We start from the raw sequence: 18,671 nt of genomic DNA, 5'->3' as shown, positions 1-18,671 counted from the left end.
ATATGAAAGCGAAAATATTAGTAACAACTATTTTATCGGGGCTGATCATTTTAAGCTCCTGTAAAAAAGCATTAGATTATACACCCAAGGGTGTACTGTCTTCTTCAGATTTAAAATCACCGGCAGCTGTTGAAGGTTTGGTAACTGCAGCTTATGCAGCTATCGGAAACGGCGATATGATTGGGCCGATATACAGCGACTGGGCTTACGGCAGCGTTCGCTCAGATGATGCCTACAAAGGCGGCGGCGGTACAGGCGATGTTGGCGAGGTGGATGCTTTGGAGCATTACAACCTGGTAACCCCCTCTATGGATTCGTTTGTATCACGAACCTGGAAAAACCTGTTCAAATCAATTTCGAGGGCAAACGTAGCGCTTAGGGCGGTTAATTCACTTTCGGATGCTGATTTCCCAAACAAAAAGATTCGTTTAGCCGAATTGAAGTTTTTGCGTGCTCATAGCTATTTTACTATGAAACTGCTGTACAAAAACATTCCAATTTTTGATGAAACTGCAACAGCTGCCGATATCCTCAAGGTTTCAAATACTTTATCAAATGATGATTCCTGGAATAAAATCGCAGCCGATTTTCAATATGCAGTTGATAATTTACCAACCACACAGCCCGATCTGGCGAGGGCCAATAAATTGAATGCCCAGGCTTATTTAGCCAAATTAAAATTGTACCAGGCATATGAGCAGGATAATAATCATCATGTGATCAATATCAATAAAACAAGGTTACAGGAAGTTGTTACACTTACGCAAGCAGTTATAGCATCTGGTAAATACTCGCTAAGCCCTGATATTGCTGATAACTTTTTACCTGAAACAGAGAACGGCCCCGAATCAGTATTCGCCATACAATTTACCATCAATGATGGTACTACCGCCGGGCGTTTAAACTTTGAAGACGGGTTGAACTATCCGCACGGGGCACCTCAATATGGCTGCTGCGGGTTCCACGCTGCAAGCCAGAATTTAGTTAATGCCTATACAACTGATGCCAACGGCCTGCCCAATTTTGATACTTTTAACAATAATATAGCCGATTTATCAAAAGTTACCGTAGATCCACGGTTAGATCATACTGTTGGTATAGACGGGCATCCGTATAAATATGACAACACCAAACCATTCAGCAATAGCTGGGTGCGTGATCCGGGTGTTTACGGTAATTTCCATACCATGCGTAACCAGCAATTAGCCACAAGCTCATCTTATTTTAAGCTTGGCCCATTTATGGGTTCGGCTAAAAACTACGATATCCTGAGGTATGATGATATTTTACTAATGCAGGCCGAAGCTTATATCGAGTTAGGCCAGCAGGCAAATGCACTGCCGTTAATAAATCAGATCAGAAACAGGGCTGCCGCCAGTACCGGACGACTTAAAAAACTGGATGGAACCTTCCCATCATCTTACAATTTAAAACCCTACACCCCGGCAAACTGGACCCAGGATTATGCTCGTAAAGCGTTACAATGGGAAAGGCGATTGGAATTTGCAACCGAAGGCGCACGTTTCTTTGATTTAGTTAGATGGGGAATTGCAGAAAAAACTTTAAACGACTATATTAACGTTGAAAAAGTTAGAAGGCCATTTTTAGCAACGGCTAAATTTACTGCTGGTAGAGATGAATATCTCCCAATTCCACAATCAGAAATTACATTCACCAACGGTTTATATAAACAAAACCCTGGATATTAAACTATAATAAAATAACGGAAGACCCGGCCTGATATAGCAGGCCGGGATTTTCGCTATTAAAGTTTTTGCATTACCCTGCTCAATATAAAACCAATAAAAGCTTAAATTATGAAAACAAAATGTTGCATATTAATGCTGATGGCATTTACTATCGCAAATGGTATCTGCAAAGCCCAGGATTCGCCCCAAAAAACTTACACAGAGCAGCACCGGCCGCAGGTACATTTTTCGCCCGCCGCGCATTGGATGAACGACCCTAATGGTATGGTTTATTATAACGGTACCTACCACCTGTTTTTTCAGTATTATCCAAAAGATATTGTGTGGGGGCCAATGCACTGGGGCCATGCTGAAAGCAAAGATCTGATCCATTGGAAACAATTACCTATCGCTTTATACCCCGATAGTCTTGGATATATTTTTTCAGGTAGTGCTGTTGTTGATGCCAATAATACATCCGGTTTTGGTAAAAATGGCAAAACACCCCTGGTTGCCATATTTACCCACCATGACCCTAAAGGCGAAAAAGAGGGTATCGATAAATTTCAAAATCAAAGCCTTGCCTACAGCCTGGACGGCGGCAGCTCATGGACTAAATACAGCGGCAACCCGGTGCTCAAAAACCCGGGTATCAAAGACTTTCGCGACCCTAAGGTGATGTGGTATGCTCCGGAAAAAAAATGGATAATGACCCTTGCAACGCAGGACCATATCTCTTTCTATTCGGCTCCCGATCTTAAAAGCTGGAAAAAGGAAAGTGAATTCGGGCTTAAAGAAGGTGCACATGGAGGTGTATGGGAATGCCCTGACTTATTTACACTAAAAATGAACGGAAAAACCTACTGGATCCTGATCGTAAACCTTAACCCCGGCGGTCCCAATGGGGGCTCGGCTACTCAATATTTTGTAGGAGATTTTGACGGGACCAAGTTTAGTCCACTTGATTCAGACACCAGGTGGCTTGATTATGGACCGGACGAATATGCGGGTATCACCTGGAGCAATACCGGCAATCGTAAAATATTTTTAGGATGGATGAGCAACTGGCAATATGCCAACCAGGTACCAACAAAAACATGGCGCAACGCGGCAACTATTGCACGTAAACTCAGCCTGCAACAAAGCAAGGGCCAAATTTTACTGGCTTCCAGGCCGGTAGCCGAGCTAAAAAACATCGAGACAAGACCTATTGCATTAAGCCAGCTTGCTGTTAACGGTTCTCTTGATCTTTCTTCAAAAATCAATAAGCTCAAAAGCCGCTATGTTTTAAAACTAAACCTCAATACTTTGAAGGATTATAGCATCAGGCTATCAAACGCCAAAGACGAAGCATTGCTTATAGGTTATGACCAGACGAAGGAGCAATATTATATTGACCGTACCAAAGCCGGGAAAATGGATTTTCAAAAAGACTTTTCGGGCCGCTTTACTGCACCACGGTTAAGCATAGCTAAAAATTCGGACCTCACTTTGGTAATCGATAAATCATCTGTAGAGTTGTTTGCAGACGGTGGCTTAACCACCATGACCACAATTTATTTCCCAACCGAAGATTTCAGCAAACTTGCCATTAAAACAACCGGAAAATTGATGATTGATAACCTTAGTATTTCGGGCTTGAAATCTATCTGGAAATAACAGTTAACACAGAGCCAAAGAAGAAAAAAGTTTGAAACAGAATTGCACTCTCCAAGTGGAGGTGCAATTCCTACAGATTCATTCTCTGTGATATGGTTTAGGTAAAAGATTATTTATTCTGAACTTAATCAGTGTATTACTCCGTTTTGTTCAATACAAAAATACTAATATTTTTAGCGAAACAAAATCAAATCTTAAATTTTCTTCGCCAATCTGAAGTCTCTTCCGATAAAGAAAGTTCAAAAACAGCAGGCCTTCTTCCCCCAAAAGCTTGCTGCTTTTATATACACTGTATAACATTAGCTATTGGCAACACATAATCCCTTTATCTACATTTGTTTAGCTGATAGCACTTCTTGAATAACAATCTTGCTAAAGAATTACAGCCCACAACACTTTTTCTAAATAAATAATGCACCCATGGCAACAGATTCATTTAAAATAACCATACATATGGTTTCAAGTGTTGACGGCTATATTGCCAAAAAAGACAATAGTGTTTCCTGGTTTGAAACATCCGACAATTATGAGCAGGGAGTTAGTGTTACAGAAGAGGATGTAAAAGAGTTTTTAAAAACGATAGATTGCTATATAATGGGTGCCCGTACCTATGAACACGCCTTAGAACTTTCAAAATCATATGGCTGGGCTTACGGAGATGTACCAACTATTGTATTAACCCACAGAAAACTGCCCGTTGACCGTCCGAACATTAAAATTTACTCTGGCAATCTGCACAAATTTGTAGATGAACAACTGAAACCAAACTACAAAAATGTTTGGCTGGTAGGCGGCGCCAAACTTGCCAAAGATTTCATCCGGTTAAACCTGGCCGATGAAATAAGACAATCAATCCTGCCGGTTATTTTAGGTGAAGGCATTCCGTTTTTTGATCAGATAGGGCGGGAACAGGCATTGCATCTAAAAAGTGTAACAGCCCATAAAAGCGGCATGGTTGAACTATGCTATGAAGTGAGAAAATAGATACACTGCGAAGTAGCAACTTTAACTCAGATGTTAAGTATTCCGAAAAGAAAACAACCTGTTTTTATTATCAGGCATATTTTCGGACAATATCCCCTATTATTTTATCCGGGTCATATATAATAATAACCCCTATAAATTCCAGTTTTGTCCCCCATCCGTAGGGTTTTAAGTATGTTAATTTGTGTCACCAATTAACCAAAACTCTCATTAACTATCGGGAGAAGAACACCTATTAACCTAAAAAAATCTTTATTATGAAAAATTTAACTTTTGTTTTAATTGCATTTATTGCGATTACATCGTTTTTTGCGTGTAGAAAAGATAATACGGGCACCGCTAACTCTGCCACAAATACTTCGGCCAGCCGGCTTACAACAAATACTGTATCGTGGGTAAATGTTATTCCTGCAACCTCCTTTAGCTCATACAGCACCTACTGGAATGATCTGTATCCATGGGGATCAGACCATAACGGATCTGCCCGTATGCGTTCTCAAGATATTTCAGTTTCCGGGGGCGTGCTTACCTTAACCAGCGAACCCAGCGGAAGCGTTGGTAACAGCAGTAAAGACCCGTATCTACCCATCCACTATTACTCAGGAACGGTTTATGCCAAAACAATACCAGTAGTAACCGACTCATGGCCTAAATGGCATTTTAAAGGCGAATTTCAGTGCGAATCACAAACCGGGACATGGCCCGCGTTTTGGGTTACGGGTGCCGATTCATGGCCACCCGAAAGCGACTTTATGGAATTTAAGGGAAGCGCCACCTGCTGGACAAATACCTACAAAAATGCAAGTGGTGGCTGGTCAAGCGTGGGCACGGCAATTTCCAGTCCCGGCAACTGGCATACCTATTCGGTTTACATGACTAAAACCAATACAACCGATGTATCAATCGAATACTGGATAGATGGTGTTTTAAAAAGCACGCAAACAGGCGCTAACTTTGTTGGGAAAAACCTGAATATCATAATTGATTATCAAATGGAAGGATCGTCCGGATCACCGGGCCCTACCGGCACCACTTATATGCGCGCAAGGAATGTGATAGTTGAAAAAAGTGCTACATTATAATTTCAACCAAACTATAGGTTTGCTTCTCCGGTAGTGGTAATGTTCATGGTTCATTAAACTAAAAGGGGTATGTATTAAGCGAAAGTAAAATACATACCCTTTTGGTGTATTTGCTATAATATCCAACAACTCCCCCTGGTTGTAAGTTTAAGTATATTAATATCATCCGTTTTTTTTAGAAAGCGGATAATATATCTTAACTTATGCGGCTACATCATAACAGCCTATCATGTTCAGATTACTCTTTATTGACGACAGTAAACTTGACCATATTATCCTGGATAAACTTATTGCCGGGATCAAAGAATTCAACCCTGTATCACATAGCTACGACGGCGAAGAAACTTTAAAATCTTTTTTAAATAATCCTGCAGATCAGCCCGACGTTATTTTTCTGGATATCAGGATGCCCAGGTTTGATGGCTGGGATTTTTTGGAAGGTTTTATTGATTTGCAATCCGCCCTGCGGGTTAAGCCGCTGCTCTATGTGTTTTCGTCGTCAATTGACCCTACCGACAAGGAGCGGGCGCTCAGCTACGATTTTGTTACCGGCTTCTTTAGTAAACCGGTTTCACGGCCGGTGCTTGAACAGGTATTGGCGGCTTGTATTGAGCGCAGGAAATAATGAAGATAATTATTCATTTCACAAGTGTTCAATTTTAAAAAGTGTAAACACCTCGCATTTCCAACCAAACACAAATAATTAATAATCAACCATTTACATTTTGTTTAAATTACACCAAATCGCGATTTGAACAAATAAATACTGATAATCAACCAATTACAAAATTACATTTTCAAAAGTTGAACAGCCGCTTTTTGAAAATTGAACACTGACAAGATATTGTCACTAATATCCAATTTCCCAGCAAATTTTGCGCAGACACCGCAGGCGTGCCCTGCAAAGGTAAAAGGAGTTGTGTACCTCTGTCACACCAAAAATCTACCTGCTATTTCTACAAACCTTTTGCACCGCTGGTGCTACTTACCAAGTTCTTAGCCGACAAATCAGTCTATTAAATATGCTGAATAACCACTATAATCCCGGCAACAATACAAGTGATACCCACTATAAACAGTTGGATATCTGCCCCGAGAAGGCTCTTCCGTCCGTTTAAGATATTTCGCCCTCTGATATACGCTAACCAGGCTCCGTAAATTGCTACTGCAATACCTCCAACTATATATAAAATATTCACCTACTTTGCCTCCATCTTCCTAATAAAATTACTTATTCCAAAATTATCCACGAAAAACAAGAACCGTCTTTCCTGTCGGGCCGGGCACCGGGCGCATCGGCCGAGGTTAGGCTGCGGCCAAAAGGATCGGCAAAAAGATAACGATGGGTGGCCAGCGACATAAGCATGAGGTCGCCCCGTAGCATATCCTGCCATTGAAACTGCGATGCTTCGCCTTTTTCTTCGTTTTCAAGCCGTACTTCGGCCATTCCGCCCAATCCCTTTACGGTAACCCATCTCCCATCGGTAACGGATTGCAGCGCAATGCGGCCATGCCCGCGGTCAAACACCCGGAAACCGGTAGCATTGTTTCCGGCAAACGGGCTATTTTGTGCCACCGGTCTTAAAAACCCCTTCCAGTTAACCAACACAGTTGAATCGGCAAGGCTTTTAAACGTAATCACCTTACCATAAGGAATAGGCTTAGTTAAACCGTTTGCCCTTGGTTCATCAACCACAAACGAGTTAAAATCAGCATAACCTCCATTTTTACCTAAAAGGTTAAAGTTAAAAAGGCAATACCGCTCTCCCTGAAATGTACGGCCATTATAAATCATGATATATTCATCGCCCAAAGTGGTAAAGTTTTTACCGTCCTCACTATAACTGAAAACTGCTTTTTCGGTATCAAAGTTGCAGCTTGCACGAAACCAGATGCGTGGGCTTTTTACAACTGCAGTCACCGTTTTATTCCTTTGCTGATCAAACTGGCGGATTGCAATAGTGTCATGATTTTTTACAGCCGCTATCCAGGCATAGGGCATATTTAATAAGGCAAGCCCGGCAAGGTCGCCCTGTTTAAGGTTTTTCAGATCTGCCTCTACGGTAACAATCGATTCCGGTCCGATTGCCCGTTGGGTGAGCGTATTTCTGGCATTCCAAAAATCAACCGCGGGGAGAGATTTTAGCCGGAGATATCCCTTTCTTTCAGACAGTGACCAGCGGTCATCTACAGGAACGTGGTTCCATTGCCATATTGGTTGAAGAGTTTTTGAAGAAAAATCGTCGCTTCGGCGGAAAGTAGCATGAGGCGCGGCATCAAAACCTATATTGGGCTTTACCCAGGTTTGCGGGCTCCGGGTAAGGTTACCGGGCAAACCGAAGTATGGCCATTCCTTTTCCCAGGTAACCGGCGACAGGCATAATAGCCTGCCAACAGAGTTATGATCCATCATTGACCATCCCCACCATTCACCCGACTGGATCTGAACAATCCCTCCCTGGTGCATCGGGATAGCACCAACCAGGTTCTCTACCGGGGGCTTTACCTTAAAAGGTGCTGTTCCCCGTTCGTTAGCAAGCCTGTACCCTGTTCCAATACCGAGGTTTTCCTTTGCACTCATGACATTAACTTCGTAAGGACCGCGGGGATTTTCGGCCCGTAAACATACCTGGTAACAAACAGGATCGTAATTGGTATTTGTTATATAATACTTACCATTGATCTTATAAAAATGTGAACCTTCACCTGCTCCGCTCCCTTTAGGAACTATCACCTGCTCTGAACCCGGCTTAATATCCGTCATTTCATCGTTTAATTCGGCAAGGTGCACTTCATCATAGCCCCAGATAATGTAGTTTTTACCATCGTCATCAAACAAAACAGAAAGATCATGGAAACTCTTTTTCATGGATGTTTGTGTCCACGGCCCCGCAGGATTTGAGGCAGTAAATAACTGGGTGCTAAAATGGTTCACATTGCTGAAAATATAATACTTACCGTTATGATACCGGAAACATGGTGCCCAGATCCCCTGCCCGTAAACATTTTCTCCCTGTTCAAGCCTGAAAGCAGGCCCAAGATCAAGTTTATTTACGGCATAGCTTACAAATTCCCAGTTCACCAAATCTTTTGAGTGTAAAACAGGCAAGCCTGGCATGGTATGCATGGTGGTTCCGGTGAGGTAGTAGTCATTCCCTACCCTGATCATATCGGGGTCTGAAAACTCATCATAAAACAGGGGATTGGTAAAAGTACCGTTTCCATTATCAGAAATCCATGTTGTTCCCTTTTGCGGTTCACCTGCTTTTACCACGCTTTGCTGCGCCTTACCAGTTTTAATAAACAAACAAAGGCTTAGTATTAGTGTAGCCGGTATTTTAAAACAGTAAAAATATCTCATAAACTTAGTATAGGTAAATAGGTAATGAATGCTATAAGAGATAAACATTCTGATTATCTCTTAAACAGGTTCCCGCTCAATCTTTCCGTAAAAATTGGATCCCATCCACATGCTCGCCAATAAATATATTAGCCATATCGCCTGTTTTATAAAAGGCCGGTTTACCCGGCATTTGATCATAGATCAGGGTGCCATTTATCTTTAGGTTTTCAAATATAATATTCCTGATCTTGTGTTGATCGTCATATCCGGCTATAACAGACATGTTAGCGTGGGTCCCGTTATAATTAACATTTCTGAACAGTATATTCTCAATCCCCATCCCCGGAGAAGTGTTATACTTATGGTTATACATCACCCTTAAATTAAATAATTGACCCTTACGGATATCCTCAATCTCCACATTTTCAAAGCTCGCGTTCCTGATCAGGTTGCTGTCGCCGGCATTAAGTGATAGGCAGCCCTGGTAATCTACCTGGTTCTCGTGATGGTCAAGTATAGTCATGTTTTGAACCTTGATGTTTTGTAAAGTATCGGGATGATCGGTATCTCCATGTGTGCCTATCAGCATCGGGTGGGCTACATCTGCCCATAAAACGGCGTTGTTGATGGTAATATCCGAGGTATTACCGTAATAGTTCCACCGGTGGCCGTAAATGGCGATGCAATCGTCAGAGTTCCGCATGTATATATGATCGAGTTTTATATCCTCGCTGCAAAAAATATCAATGCCATCGGCATTACCGCTGGAGCTGAAGGCCTTGAAGTTACTTATACTAACATGCTTCGACTCGCCCATCAAAATAGAATAACCCGTCGGGAGCTCAATAATCCCGTCGACACTGATATTATTGCTGTACTGGATGATTAGATGGTCGTTCCTGAAATTGGTAGGCGTTGCTGTAGTTTTCTTTAAAGCACTGCTGTCGTTTTGTACAGGATGCTGGGTAAGAATACCGCGACCACAGATCCTTATATTCTCCGCATGGTCAATAACTAATGATCCTTCAACAATGGCGCCACCGGCTACATAAATTGTTTTACCTGAAGGAACCACCATTCGGCCAATTTTATGAATACCCGGACCAAAATAAAGTGTTTGCGCATCGTTTTTTACGGGATGGTTGCTTTCAATGGGATTCGCAAAAATCTGCAGGTTTTCAAAAATGTTTCCGTTCACTTCTAAAGAAACGTACTGTGAACGGTTTAGTTCAAATTCAATCATATTGCCCTTAACCTCGGGTTTGATACCGTATGCTGCAGGCCTGATCCTAACATTTTTGACAGTGCCCCGGTTCAGCTTAACCCGCAGCCTTACCGGGCCCGAACAATCAAAATAGGTAAAGGCTGTTTTTTTAATAATTGGCTTTGCATCAAAACGGGCTGCAACATTGGCATTGTATACGTCTACCGGCTGCCAGTTGCCTTGGTCTTGCCGCACATCTACCTTAATTGTATGGTTAACTAAACTACTTTCGGGTGCTTTATAGGTTATGATCTCTGCTTTAACTGTTTTTAATAAAAATAAGGTTGCACATGTCAGTACCAGGAGTTTGTTCATATAAGTTTTTATAATGTATAGTGAAAGACAGTGAAAACGACTATCTATACTCATTGAAAAACTACATGTAAAAAATAAGCGGGTTTGCCGGAAGCTGGTTAAAAACGATCCGATAAAAGCATAATAAAGAATCGTCATTGCGAGGTACGAAGCAATCCTAAACTTTACAGGGTGAATCGGCATAGCTACTCTGCGTATTAGGGATTGTTTCGTTCCTTATAATGACGTCATTGTAAGTTATTGATTGTTAGATATATTTTCTTTGATCGATTTATAAATATGGGCGTTGCCTGCGGCCGTGCTATCCGCTCATACTGCACAGGCATTATCCGTTGGCTAACGGACGGTATCCGCTACTATCACTAACGCGGCCCGCGCGCGCCATCTCTAAATATATTTATACGTCATCACGATTTTTTCAGGTTCCCTGATGGTTTCTCGCAATGACATTTTTTTAGTTTTAAACAGCTTCTTAGAGGCAATGGGATATATATGTGGGTTTTAAACGATCTACACAAATCATTGCCCCTTTGAGTATATTTAAGAGTATTACTTGTCCTTATTACTGTTGTCATCCCGGATTCTGAACAATGAAGAAAAAAAAACTATTTGTTGTCCTTTTTTTAACTTTTACTTCCTTTTATGGTGGTTCTGCATTTGCAAAGCAAAAGATTGTCGCCCTACTATATTCACCGGATAACCATACGCGGGCGCAATTTTCACTGGATGGGCAAGGACAACTGTATTACCGTTTAATTTTCGATACCCGGATCATCATTAACTGGTCGCGTTTGGGTATTGAAACCACAGGTCCTTCGTTGTTCGATGGTATCACAGTAAAAGGGACGGCCAAAAATGAAATTAACGAAAAGTTTTTGTGGCCATTGGGAGAAGATGCGAGCCTGGTAAACCACTGTAACGAGCTTACACTCCACTGTACTACTAATAGGGGGAATTTTGATGTAATTGCAAGGCTCTACAATGGAAGTCTGGCATTTAGGTATGTTTGTAGCCAGCTCGGCGACCGTACAGTGCAACTCAAGTCAGAGCTTACAGAATTTAATCTTACCGAAAGTTATCGCATTTACCAGTATCATGAAGAATCAGTTTTCCGGCCGGTAAAAGTTGATTCGTTGCCAGGGACCAGTGATCTGCCTTCAACCCTCACCGCACCAAAATCATACATAAGCATTGGCGAAGCAGATAACCGCAACTATACCAAATGTGTGTTGGTTAAAGGGAATCGGCCCAACAGCCTCACATTACAATTTTATACCGATACCATTTACCGGGACCATCGCGTACAGGCTGTTCGCAAGGATACATCGATCCAATTTTCGGATAGCCTTGTTACTCCCTGGCGCACCATCAGCTGCAGCAGTACCGCTGTAGGTCTGCATGAGTTTAGCCAGCTTAACCTTAAACTGGTTAAACCACTCAATAACAAGGTGCCGGATTATGTAAAACCCGGAAAGGTTTACCGTGTACCCATCAATACACAGGGCGCTTTGAACGGAATTGATTTTGCTCAAAAAATGAATTTTCAATACATTTTGATTGATGCAGGCTGGTATGGCGCCGAATTCAGGACGGTCTCTGATCCTACCAAATATTTGCCCGATTTCCATTTGCCGGATATTATCGCCCATGCAAAGAAAAAAGGGATTGGCGTTATTTTATATGTCAATTACGTGGGGCTTAAAGCTAAAATTGATACCATATTGCCGCTTTATAAAAAGTGGGGCGTTAGCGGGTTGAAGTTTGGATTTGTAGATGGCGGTACCCAAAAAGGCCTTAGCTGGCTTGATTCGGCTATGAAAAAGGTAAATGATTATGGCATGGTGCTTAATGTTCATGATCATTACAAACCCACTGGCTTGAATCGCCGGTATCCTTATGTGCTTAGCCAGGAAGGGATCAGGGGCGACGAGAACAGCCCTGATGCTTTCCATAACACAGTATTACCATTTACACGTTACCTGGCTGGCGCTGCCGATTTCACTTTTTGTTACCCTAACAAAGTAAATGATTACAGCAAAAACATCCGGGTAAGCAAGGCCCAGCAAATGGCCCTTACCATTGTATACTTTGATCCGCTGCAGGCTATTTTCTGGTACGGGCAATCGCAGGATTACAAGGATGAGGCAGATATTGAATTTTTTAAATATGTGCCAACGGTATGGGACGAAAGCAAGTATGTGCTGGGAGAAATAGGCGAAGGCATTACAGTAGCCCGCCGTAAAGGCCGTACCTGGTACCTGGGCAGTGCTGCCGGCCTTCAAAAATGGGGAGGAAACTTTAAACTTGATTTCCTGGAAAAAAATCAAATATATGTTGCCTCCATTTATGAAGATGACGGGCATGGCGGCATACATGCGAAAAAAGTCGAGCTCAGACACAATGATCCTTTTGTAGTGAACCTGGATGCAAAAGGAGGACAAGCTGTTATTTTAAGACCGAAGGAAAGGTAACGATGGCAAAAAAATTAGCTTTAAAAGATATTGCGGGCGCATTGAAGGTGTCAGAAGCATCCGTTTCCTATGTTCTTAACGGCAAGGCGAGGCAATACGGCATCAGCATAGCGCTGGAGAATAAAATATTGAAATTTGTTGAAAAGGTAGGATATCAGCCTAACCGACTGGCAGCCAGTTTGCGCACGGGAAAAAGTAAAACAGTGGGCATGATTGTGGAAGATATCAGCGATCCGTTTTTTTCGGCCATTGCCCGCGTTGTGGAACAACATATTTACAAAGAAGGTTACCGCGTTATTTACGGCAGTTCTGAAAACTCCACTATTATTGCCCGCGACCTGCTGCAAACTTTTAAGAATTACCAGGTTGACGGTTACATTCTGGCCCCAACGGCCGGTTTGGAAGAGGATATTAACCAGCTTGTCCATGAAGGTTCGCCGGTGGTTGTGTTTGACCGCGCCTCGCCCGATTTGCAGTGTTCTAAAGTACTTGTAGACAACTTTCGCGGCAGCGAGGCGGCTGTTTTGCATTTGATAGATAATGGCTTTCGCAAGATTGCCATGGTTACCCTTACAAACGGGCAGGATCAAATGAATGAACGTGTTAACGGTTATCACACAGCACTTCAAAAACACGGCTTGCAGCCAATAATAAAAGAAATCATCTATAACGAGGATCCGCAGAAAACGATACAGAACCTTAAAAACCTGCTCAAAAGCAAAAAGGAAATTGATGCCGTTTTTTTTGCAACTAACTATCTTGCCCTAAGTGGCTTGCAGGCCCTTAAAGAATCAGGCCTGATTATTACCAGGGATATTGGCGTTGCCGTATTTGATGATATTAACAATTTTGCCCTTTTTAACCCGGCCATCACCGCCGTAGCCCAACCTATCACAGAGATCGGGCTCAGGGTTACAAAGATTTTACTGGAGGAGCTACAGGATAACCACATGATCGATTCGCAAAATATTTTATTGAAAACCAAACTGATCATCAGGGATTCATCTGCAAGATTGCCGGCATAGCTTATCCCCCAAAAAAGTTGAGAAGAAATGAGTATCAAATCTATAGGCGCTTGTCTTTGTAGTAACTCTTCCCCTAATAAACCGTCCGGTTTACATTAAGTTGGTTATAATAAGGCTTCTGAAAGGAAGCCCTTTTTATTAGGGGGAATAGCAGGGATATTGGGGGAATACGATAAGCAAAAGCACAGATACATTACCTGCTCATTATTTGTTAGATAATTATATTTTTGTTTTGAATAAAATGCTACAGGGCGCAGAAAAGATAGTATATCGATTTATGAAAAAAAAGCGGAACGAAGCAGAACCCTCAGCGCTATTTCAGATAAAGAAACCGGAAGTAGACGAACAAACCATCAAAAAAAGCTGGAATTCAATTGTTCAGAAAATAAATCAGGAACCTAAAAAGAAACGCCAGGAATAAATAAAGACATGCCCGACAGGCCAGTTTGCGGCATTAACCCCATGCTTTACTGCATATGTACATTCAAATTGAGCAATATTCAACAACCGGTACCTTCTTTTATGCAGCCATTTAAAGCGGCCGCGTTGTGGTATTATGCAGTTATTGTTGTGGTGCTAATGTTAACCGGTAATGTTGCTGTGTGTGCATTACCAAATGTTCAGCGCCTTGGCCTTAAAGACGGGCTTTCCAACAGCGAGGTACGATGTATTTTCCAGGATCATTCAGGCTATATGTGGTTTGGCACCTATGATGGGCTGAACCGTTTTGACGGATATGATTTCCTGATCTACCGCAATCAGCCCGAAAACCAGCATTCAATCGTTCATAATTTTATTAACTGCATTGCAGAAGACGCTGCTAACAATTTGTGGGTAGGTACGCGCCAGGGTATAAGTATCTTAAACCCCGTAACTGAACAGTTTTCTCCAGCCTATGTTATCTCGGCCGGCGATAAGGCCGCACCGGTAACAGCCTTTATAAAAGATATAAAAACAGATCACTCGGGTCACATCTTTGTTGCCACCCTATCCAACGGCCTCATCGTTATGAACAAGGGTAAACGAACGGGCCGCGTTATACCATACTATAGTAATGGAAAAGCTGTACGGAGTTACAATGTCAGCGCATTGTATGTGGGGCCGGGCAGCCAGGTTTATGTATTAATCAGCGCCGCAGGGCTATTTACATACGATACTGTGCATGGTGCTTTGAAGTTACTGAACTCATCAGTTACCGGGGCTACCTGCATTTATTCTGAAGGTACCAGCTTATGGGTAGGTACAACCCAGGGACTGCACCATTTTAATGTTAAGACCTGGCAGTATGACCGCCTTTTTGATGAGTTTAACGGCCGATTCAAATCGGGCAGGATCACAAGCCTGCAAACCATGCCTGATAGTACCCTATGGGTAAGCACCGATGGCGGAGGAATCCAGATATTGGATAAAAAGCGCGACAAGATCAGCTACCTGCAGGCGGGGAGTGATGAGCATTCCCTTTCGAGCGATGCTGTTTACTCATTGTTTTTAGACCGGGATGGCAGAAAGTGGATTAGCACGCTGCGGGGAGGGATAAATGTTATTGATGAAGTAAAGGAGCGCTTTGTAAATATCAGGCATAATGATCTGAACAGTAACAGCCTTATCAGCAACTTTGTTAAATCCTTATATGAAGCGCCTGATGGCCGGTTATGGATAGGTACCGATGGAGGAGGATTAAGTATTTGGGACCGGCAGGCACATCGATTTACCAATTTCAGGCACGATGGTTCACAGTCCGGCACGCTGAGTTCAAACTTTGTTACCAGCATTACCGGCGACAAGGATGGCCGGACCTGGATTGCAACCTACGGCGGCGGTATTGACCTGTACCAGCCGGGCTCCAACACATTCACTACCTTCCATGGAATTGACAAAAAAGGAATTGCCAACCGCATTGTGTTCTGGTACCTGTACCCGGATCATACTGGAACCCTATGGGCCAGCGGTCTACAGGATGGTTTGTTCCTGTATGATAAGCCCAGTAATCAATTCAGGTTGTATGATGCAACATTAACCAATATCCTCTCAATAGGTGAAGATCGCCTGGGGAACCTCTGGGCAGGAAATTTTGAAGGAGTCTATAAGATTAACCTGCAGGATAATACACGTAAGTTTTACCCTGTAGGTAAAGCGGTACGATCAATGCACTATGCCGACAACGGTGATATGTGGCTGGGCACGGAGGCCGGTTTGATGTATTTTTCGGCGTCTGATGAAAAAGTAGTTCGCCGGTATACTACCGGTAACGGCCTTAGTAATAATATGGTGCTGGCTATTCTTCAAGATCAGCAAAAGCGTTTGTGGCTCAGTACCTACAACGGGCTTTGTCGCTTTGACCCTAAAGCTATTAGTTTTACCAGTTTTTTTGAAGGTGATGGCCTGGCAAGTAACGAGTTTAACTTTAATGCAGCCCTAAAGTTAAACAATGGCGAGCTTACGTTTGGCGGCATTAATGGCCTTACTATATTTCATCCACAGAAAATTCTCCCGTTGCATGACGCGCCTAATATTGTCATAACTGATATCAAAATTAACAATAAACCGATAAGCACCTATCCGGGCTATGTTAAGACAGGTGCCGGTAATGCCTTACAATCGTTAGAAATACCTTACGATAACGCATCTGTTGCCTTCAGCTTTGCCGCCATTGAGTTTACTGCTCAGGACAGAATTGCTTACCGTTATATGCTTCAGGGCTGGGACAGGGGATGGATTAATGCAGGTAAACAGCGTAACGCACTTTATACCCGCCTGGCACCCGGTACCTATACCCTAAAAATTAACTGTACCAACCCCGAAGGACGATGGATAAGTCGCGAAATCCTTCTTCGTATCATTATTTTACCTCCATGGTACCGTACCATCTGGGCTTATTTGATTTATGCGTTGTTGCTGACTGGAATTGTTTACTGGTACCTGCGTTATAAGTTCCGCGAAACACGGCTTAAATACGAGGTGCAACTAGCCAATGCCGCAGCTGCGCACCAGCGCGACCTGCAAGAAAAGGAACGCGAGTTGAATGACCGGCGTGTGGAGTTTTTTACAGGCGTATCACATGAATTTCGTACACCTCTCTCGCTTATCATTAACCCGCTCAGGGATCTGCTCGCAAAAATAGCACCTGAAAACCGGGCCGAGCTTAATATTGTTTATCGCAATTCAAGACGCCTGCTAAGCCTTGTTGATCAGTTACTGCTGTTTCGTAAGGCCGATGCCGGTTCCGGCATCCTGCAAATTGCGCCGATGGACATTACCCTTGTTTGCCGGGAGGTATTTTTGTGTTTTGTACAGCAGGCCCGGCTTTCGGAGCTTAGTTTTGAATTAAACGTACCAGAAGAGCCGGTGCTGATTTACGGCGACAGGGAAAAGATCGAAATCATCCTGTTTAACCTCATATCCAACGCAATTAAATACACCCCGGCTGGGAAGGCTGTTTGTGTAAGCCTGAAATCGGGGGAACACGAGGTGGTGATCAACGTGATTGATAGCGGCCCCGGCATACCCAAGGAAATTGGTAAGCATATCTTCGAAAAGTTTTACAGGTCAAATACCCACGGCCAGGTGGCAAAGGGCGGATTTGGTATCGGCTTATTTTTGGCCCGCCAGTTTACCAGGGATCATGGCGGCTCATTATTGTTTGAAAGTGAACCTGGCAAAGGTTCTGATTTTTGTTTAACCCTGTTAAAAGGTACAAGTCATTATCCGCCGGATGTGGCCGCTGCTGCCGACGCTGCTGATCTATCGCCCTTACTCCGCGAAATGGTGGAAGAACAACCGGTGCTATCAGAACCAAGTTCAAACAATAACATTGATTTTGAGGCGGAGAAGATTTTTAGCGACAAGCAAAGGATCCTGGTTATTGATGATGATAATGAGCTTCGCGCTTACATTTGTTCAATTCTTGAAAGCCGTTATAAGGTTTACGACGCAGACAACGGTCTTACCGGCTTACACAAAGCAAAGGAGAAACAACCCGATCTTATTATTTGTGACGTAATGATGCCCGGTTTAAACGGTATTGAGCTTTGCTCAACCATTAAGCAGGATCAGCAGCTGAGCCATATTCCAATGATTTTGTTAACAGCCAGCTCATCGGCCGAAAACAAGATCAAAGGGCTGGAAAGCGGCGCCGACGACTATATTTCCAAACCTTTTGATAAGGATGTACTCATTGCCCGTATTGCCAACCTGCTGCAAAACAGGAGTAACCTGCAAAGCTATTTTTATAATACCATTACCCTGAAATCTGTTAATGTCACTATTTCTGACGAGTACAAGCACTTCCTTGAAAAATGTATCGAGATTGTTGAGCAGCACATTACCAACGAAAACTTCAATATCAAAATGCTGGCCTCGGAGATTGGCATGAGCCATTCAAATCTCTATCGCAAAATTAAGTCGCTGTCTGGTCATACGGTTAACAGTTTTATCCGCTACATCCGTTTGAGAAAAGCCGCGGAACTACTGATCCAATCGGATATGAACGTGAATGAAGTGGCCATTGAAACAGGCTTTAACAGCATCAAATACTTCCGCGATCAGTTTTTTAAACTGTTTGGTGCCAACCCATCAGATTTTCTTAAGCAGAAAAGACCTGTGTTTAAGAAGAGGAATAATACAATCAATTGAAAATTAGATACTTAAATTCAACTTTTACTTACTTAATCAATTGAGTAAATTAATTAAATGCCGAATTTATACCACATAAATGACCAATTTGAGCCCCATCTGCTGAATAAAATCTATTCATATTAGCTTATACAAACCAATTATAAGAACCCCGGGCAAACTTCCTTAATCGATTATGTAAATCGGTTTAGAACCCAGGTTCCCTATA

At 42.7% G+C, this 18,671-nt stretch carries 10 protein-coding genes; 8 read left to right on the top strand and 2 right to left on the bottom strand.

Annotation, left to right across the window (positions count from 1 at the left end):
• Positions 1 to 2 precede the first annotated feature (2 nt).
• From AC59JO_RS16850 to AC59JO_RS16830, 5 genes are all read left to right on the top strand, one after another.
• On the top strand, positions 3 to 1,709 hold the full coding sequence (locus AC59JO_RS16850; protein ID WP_497306635.1) for a RagB/SusD family nutrient uptake outer membrane protein: 1,707 nt from the start codon (positions 3 to 5) through the stop codon (positions 1,707 to 1,709).
• 108 nt (positions 1,710 to 1,817) lie between these two features.
• A complete protein-coding gene (locus AC59JO_RS16845) occupies positions 1,818 to 3,347 on the top strand; it encodes a glycoside hydrolase family 32 protein (protein WP_497306633.1) in 1,530 nt (509 codons plus the stop codon).
• Positions 3,348 to 3,767: 420 nt separating this feature from the next.
• A complete protein-coding gene (locus tag AC59JO_RS16840; RefSeq protein ID WP_497306631.1) occupies positions 3,768 to 4,331 on the top strand; it encodes a dihydrofolate reductase family protein in 564 nt (187 codons plus the stop codon).
• Between the two features lie 257 nt (positions 4,332 to 4,588).
• Entirely contained in the window at positions 4,589 to 5,413 is an 825-nt protein-coding gene (locus tag AC59JO_RS16835) for a family 16 glycosylhydrolase (RefSeq protein ID WP_497306629.1), read from the top strand.
• 229 nt (positions 5,414 to 5,642) lie between these two features.
• A complete protein-coding gene (locus AC59JO_RS16830; RefSeq protein WP_497306627.1) occupies positions 5,643 to 6,038 on the top strand; it encodes a response regulator in 396 nt (131 codons plus the stop codon).
• Positions 6,039 to 6,644: 606 nt separating this feature from the next.
• Here the strand turns inward: AC59JO_RS16830 and AC59JO_RS16825 are convergent.
• Both AC59JO_RS16825 and AC59JO_RS16820 read right to left on the bottom strand, forming a co-directional pair.
• Positions 6,645 to 8,774: a family 43 glycosylhydrolase gene (locus AC59JO_RS16825; RefSeq protein ID WP_497306625.1), complete on the bottom strand. Its 2,130-nt coding sequence runs from the start codon at positions 8,772 to 8,774 to the stop codon at positions 6,645 to 6,647.
• A gap of 76 nt (positions 8,775 to 8,850) precedes the next feature.
• Entirely contained in the window at positions 8,851 to 10,335 is a 1,485-nt protein-coding gene (locus tag AC59JO_RS16820) for a glycosyl hydrolase family 28 protein (RefSeq protein ID WP_497306623.1), read from the bottom strand.
• Positions 10,336 to 10,925: 590 nt separating this feature from the next.
• Here AC59JO_RS16820 and AC59JO_RS16815 point away from each other — a divergent pair.
• The 3 genes from AC59JO_RS16815 (at position 10,926) to AC59JO_RS16805 (ending at position 18,463) form a co-directional block, all read left to right on the top strand.
• Positions 10,926 to 12,806 (top strand): glycoside hydrolase family 97 protein, encoded by a 1,881-nt coding sequence (locus AC59JO_RS16815; RefSeq protein WP_497306621.1) that lies wholly within the window; start codon positions 10,926 to 10,928, stop codon positions 12,804 to 12,806.
• 2 nt (positions 12,807 to 12,808) lie between these two features.
• On the top strand, positions 12,809 to 13,831 hold the full coding sequence (locus AC59JO_RS16810) for a substrate-binding domain-containing protein (RefSeq protein WP_497306619.1): 1,023 nt from the start codon (positions 12,809 to 12,811) through the stop codon (positions 13,829 to 13,831).
• Positions 13,832 to 14,260: 429 nt separating this feature from the next.
• Positions 14,261 to 18,463, top strand: a complete 4,203-nt coding sequence (locus AC59JO_RS16805) for a hybrid sensor histidine kinase/response regulator (protein WP_497306617.1) — start codon at positions 14,261 to 14,263, stop codon at positions 18,461 to 18,463.
• The last annotated feature ends 208 nt before the right edge of the window (positions 18,464 to 18,671 follow it).

It is taken from the genome of Mucilaginibacter sp. A5337 (assembly GCF_059690695.1).
The sequence above is the reverse complement of the archived record's forward strand: the minus strand, read 5'-3'. Positions and strand labels throughout refer to the sequence as shown.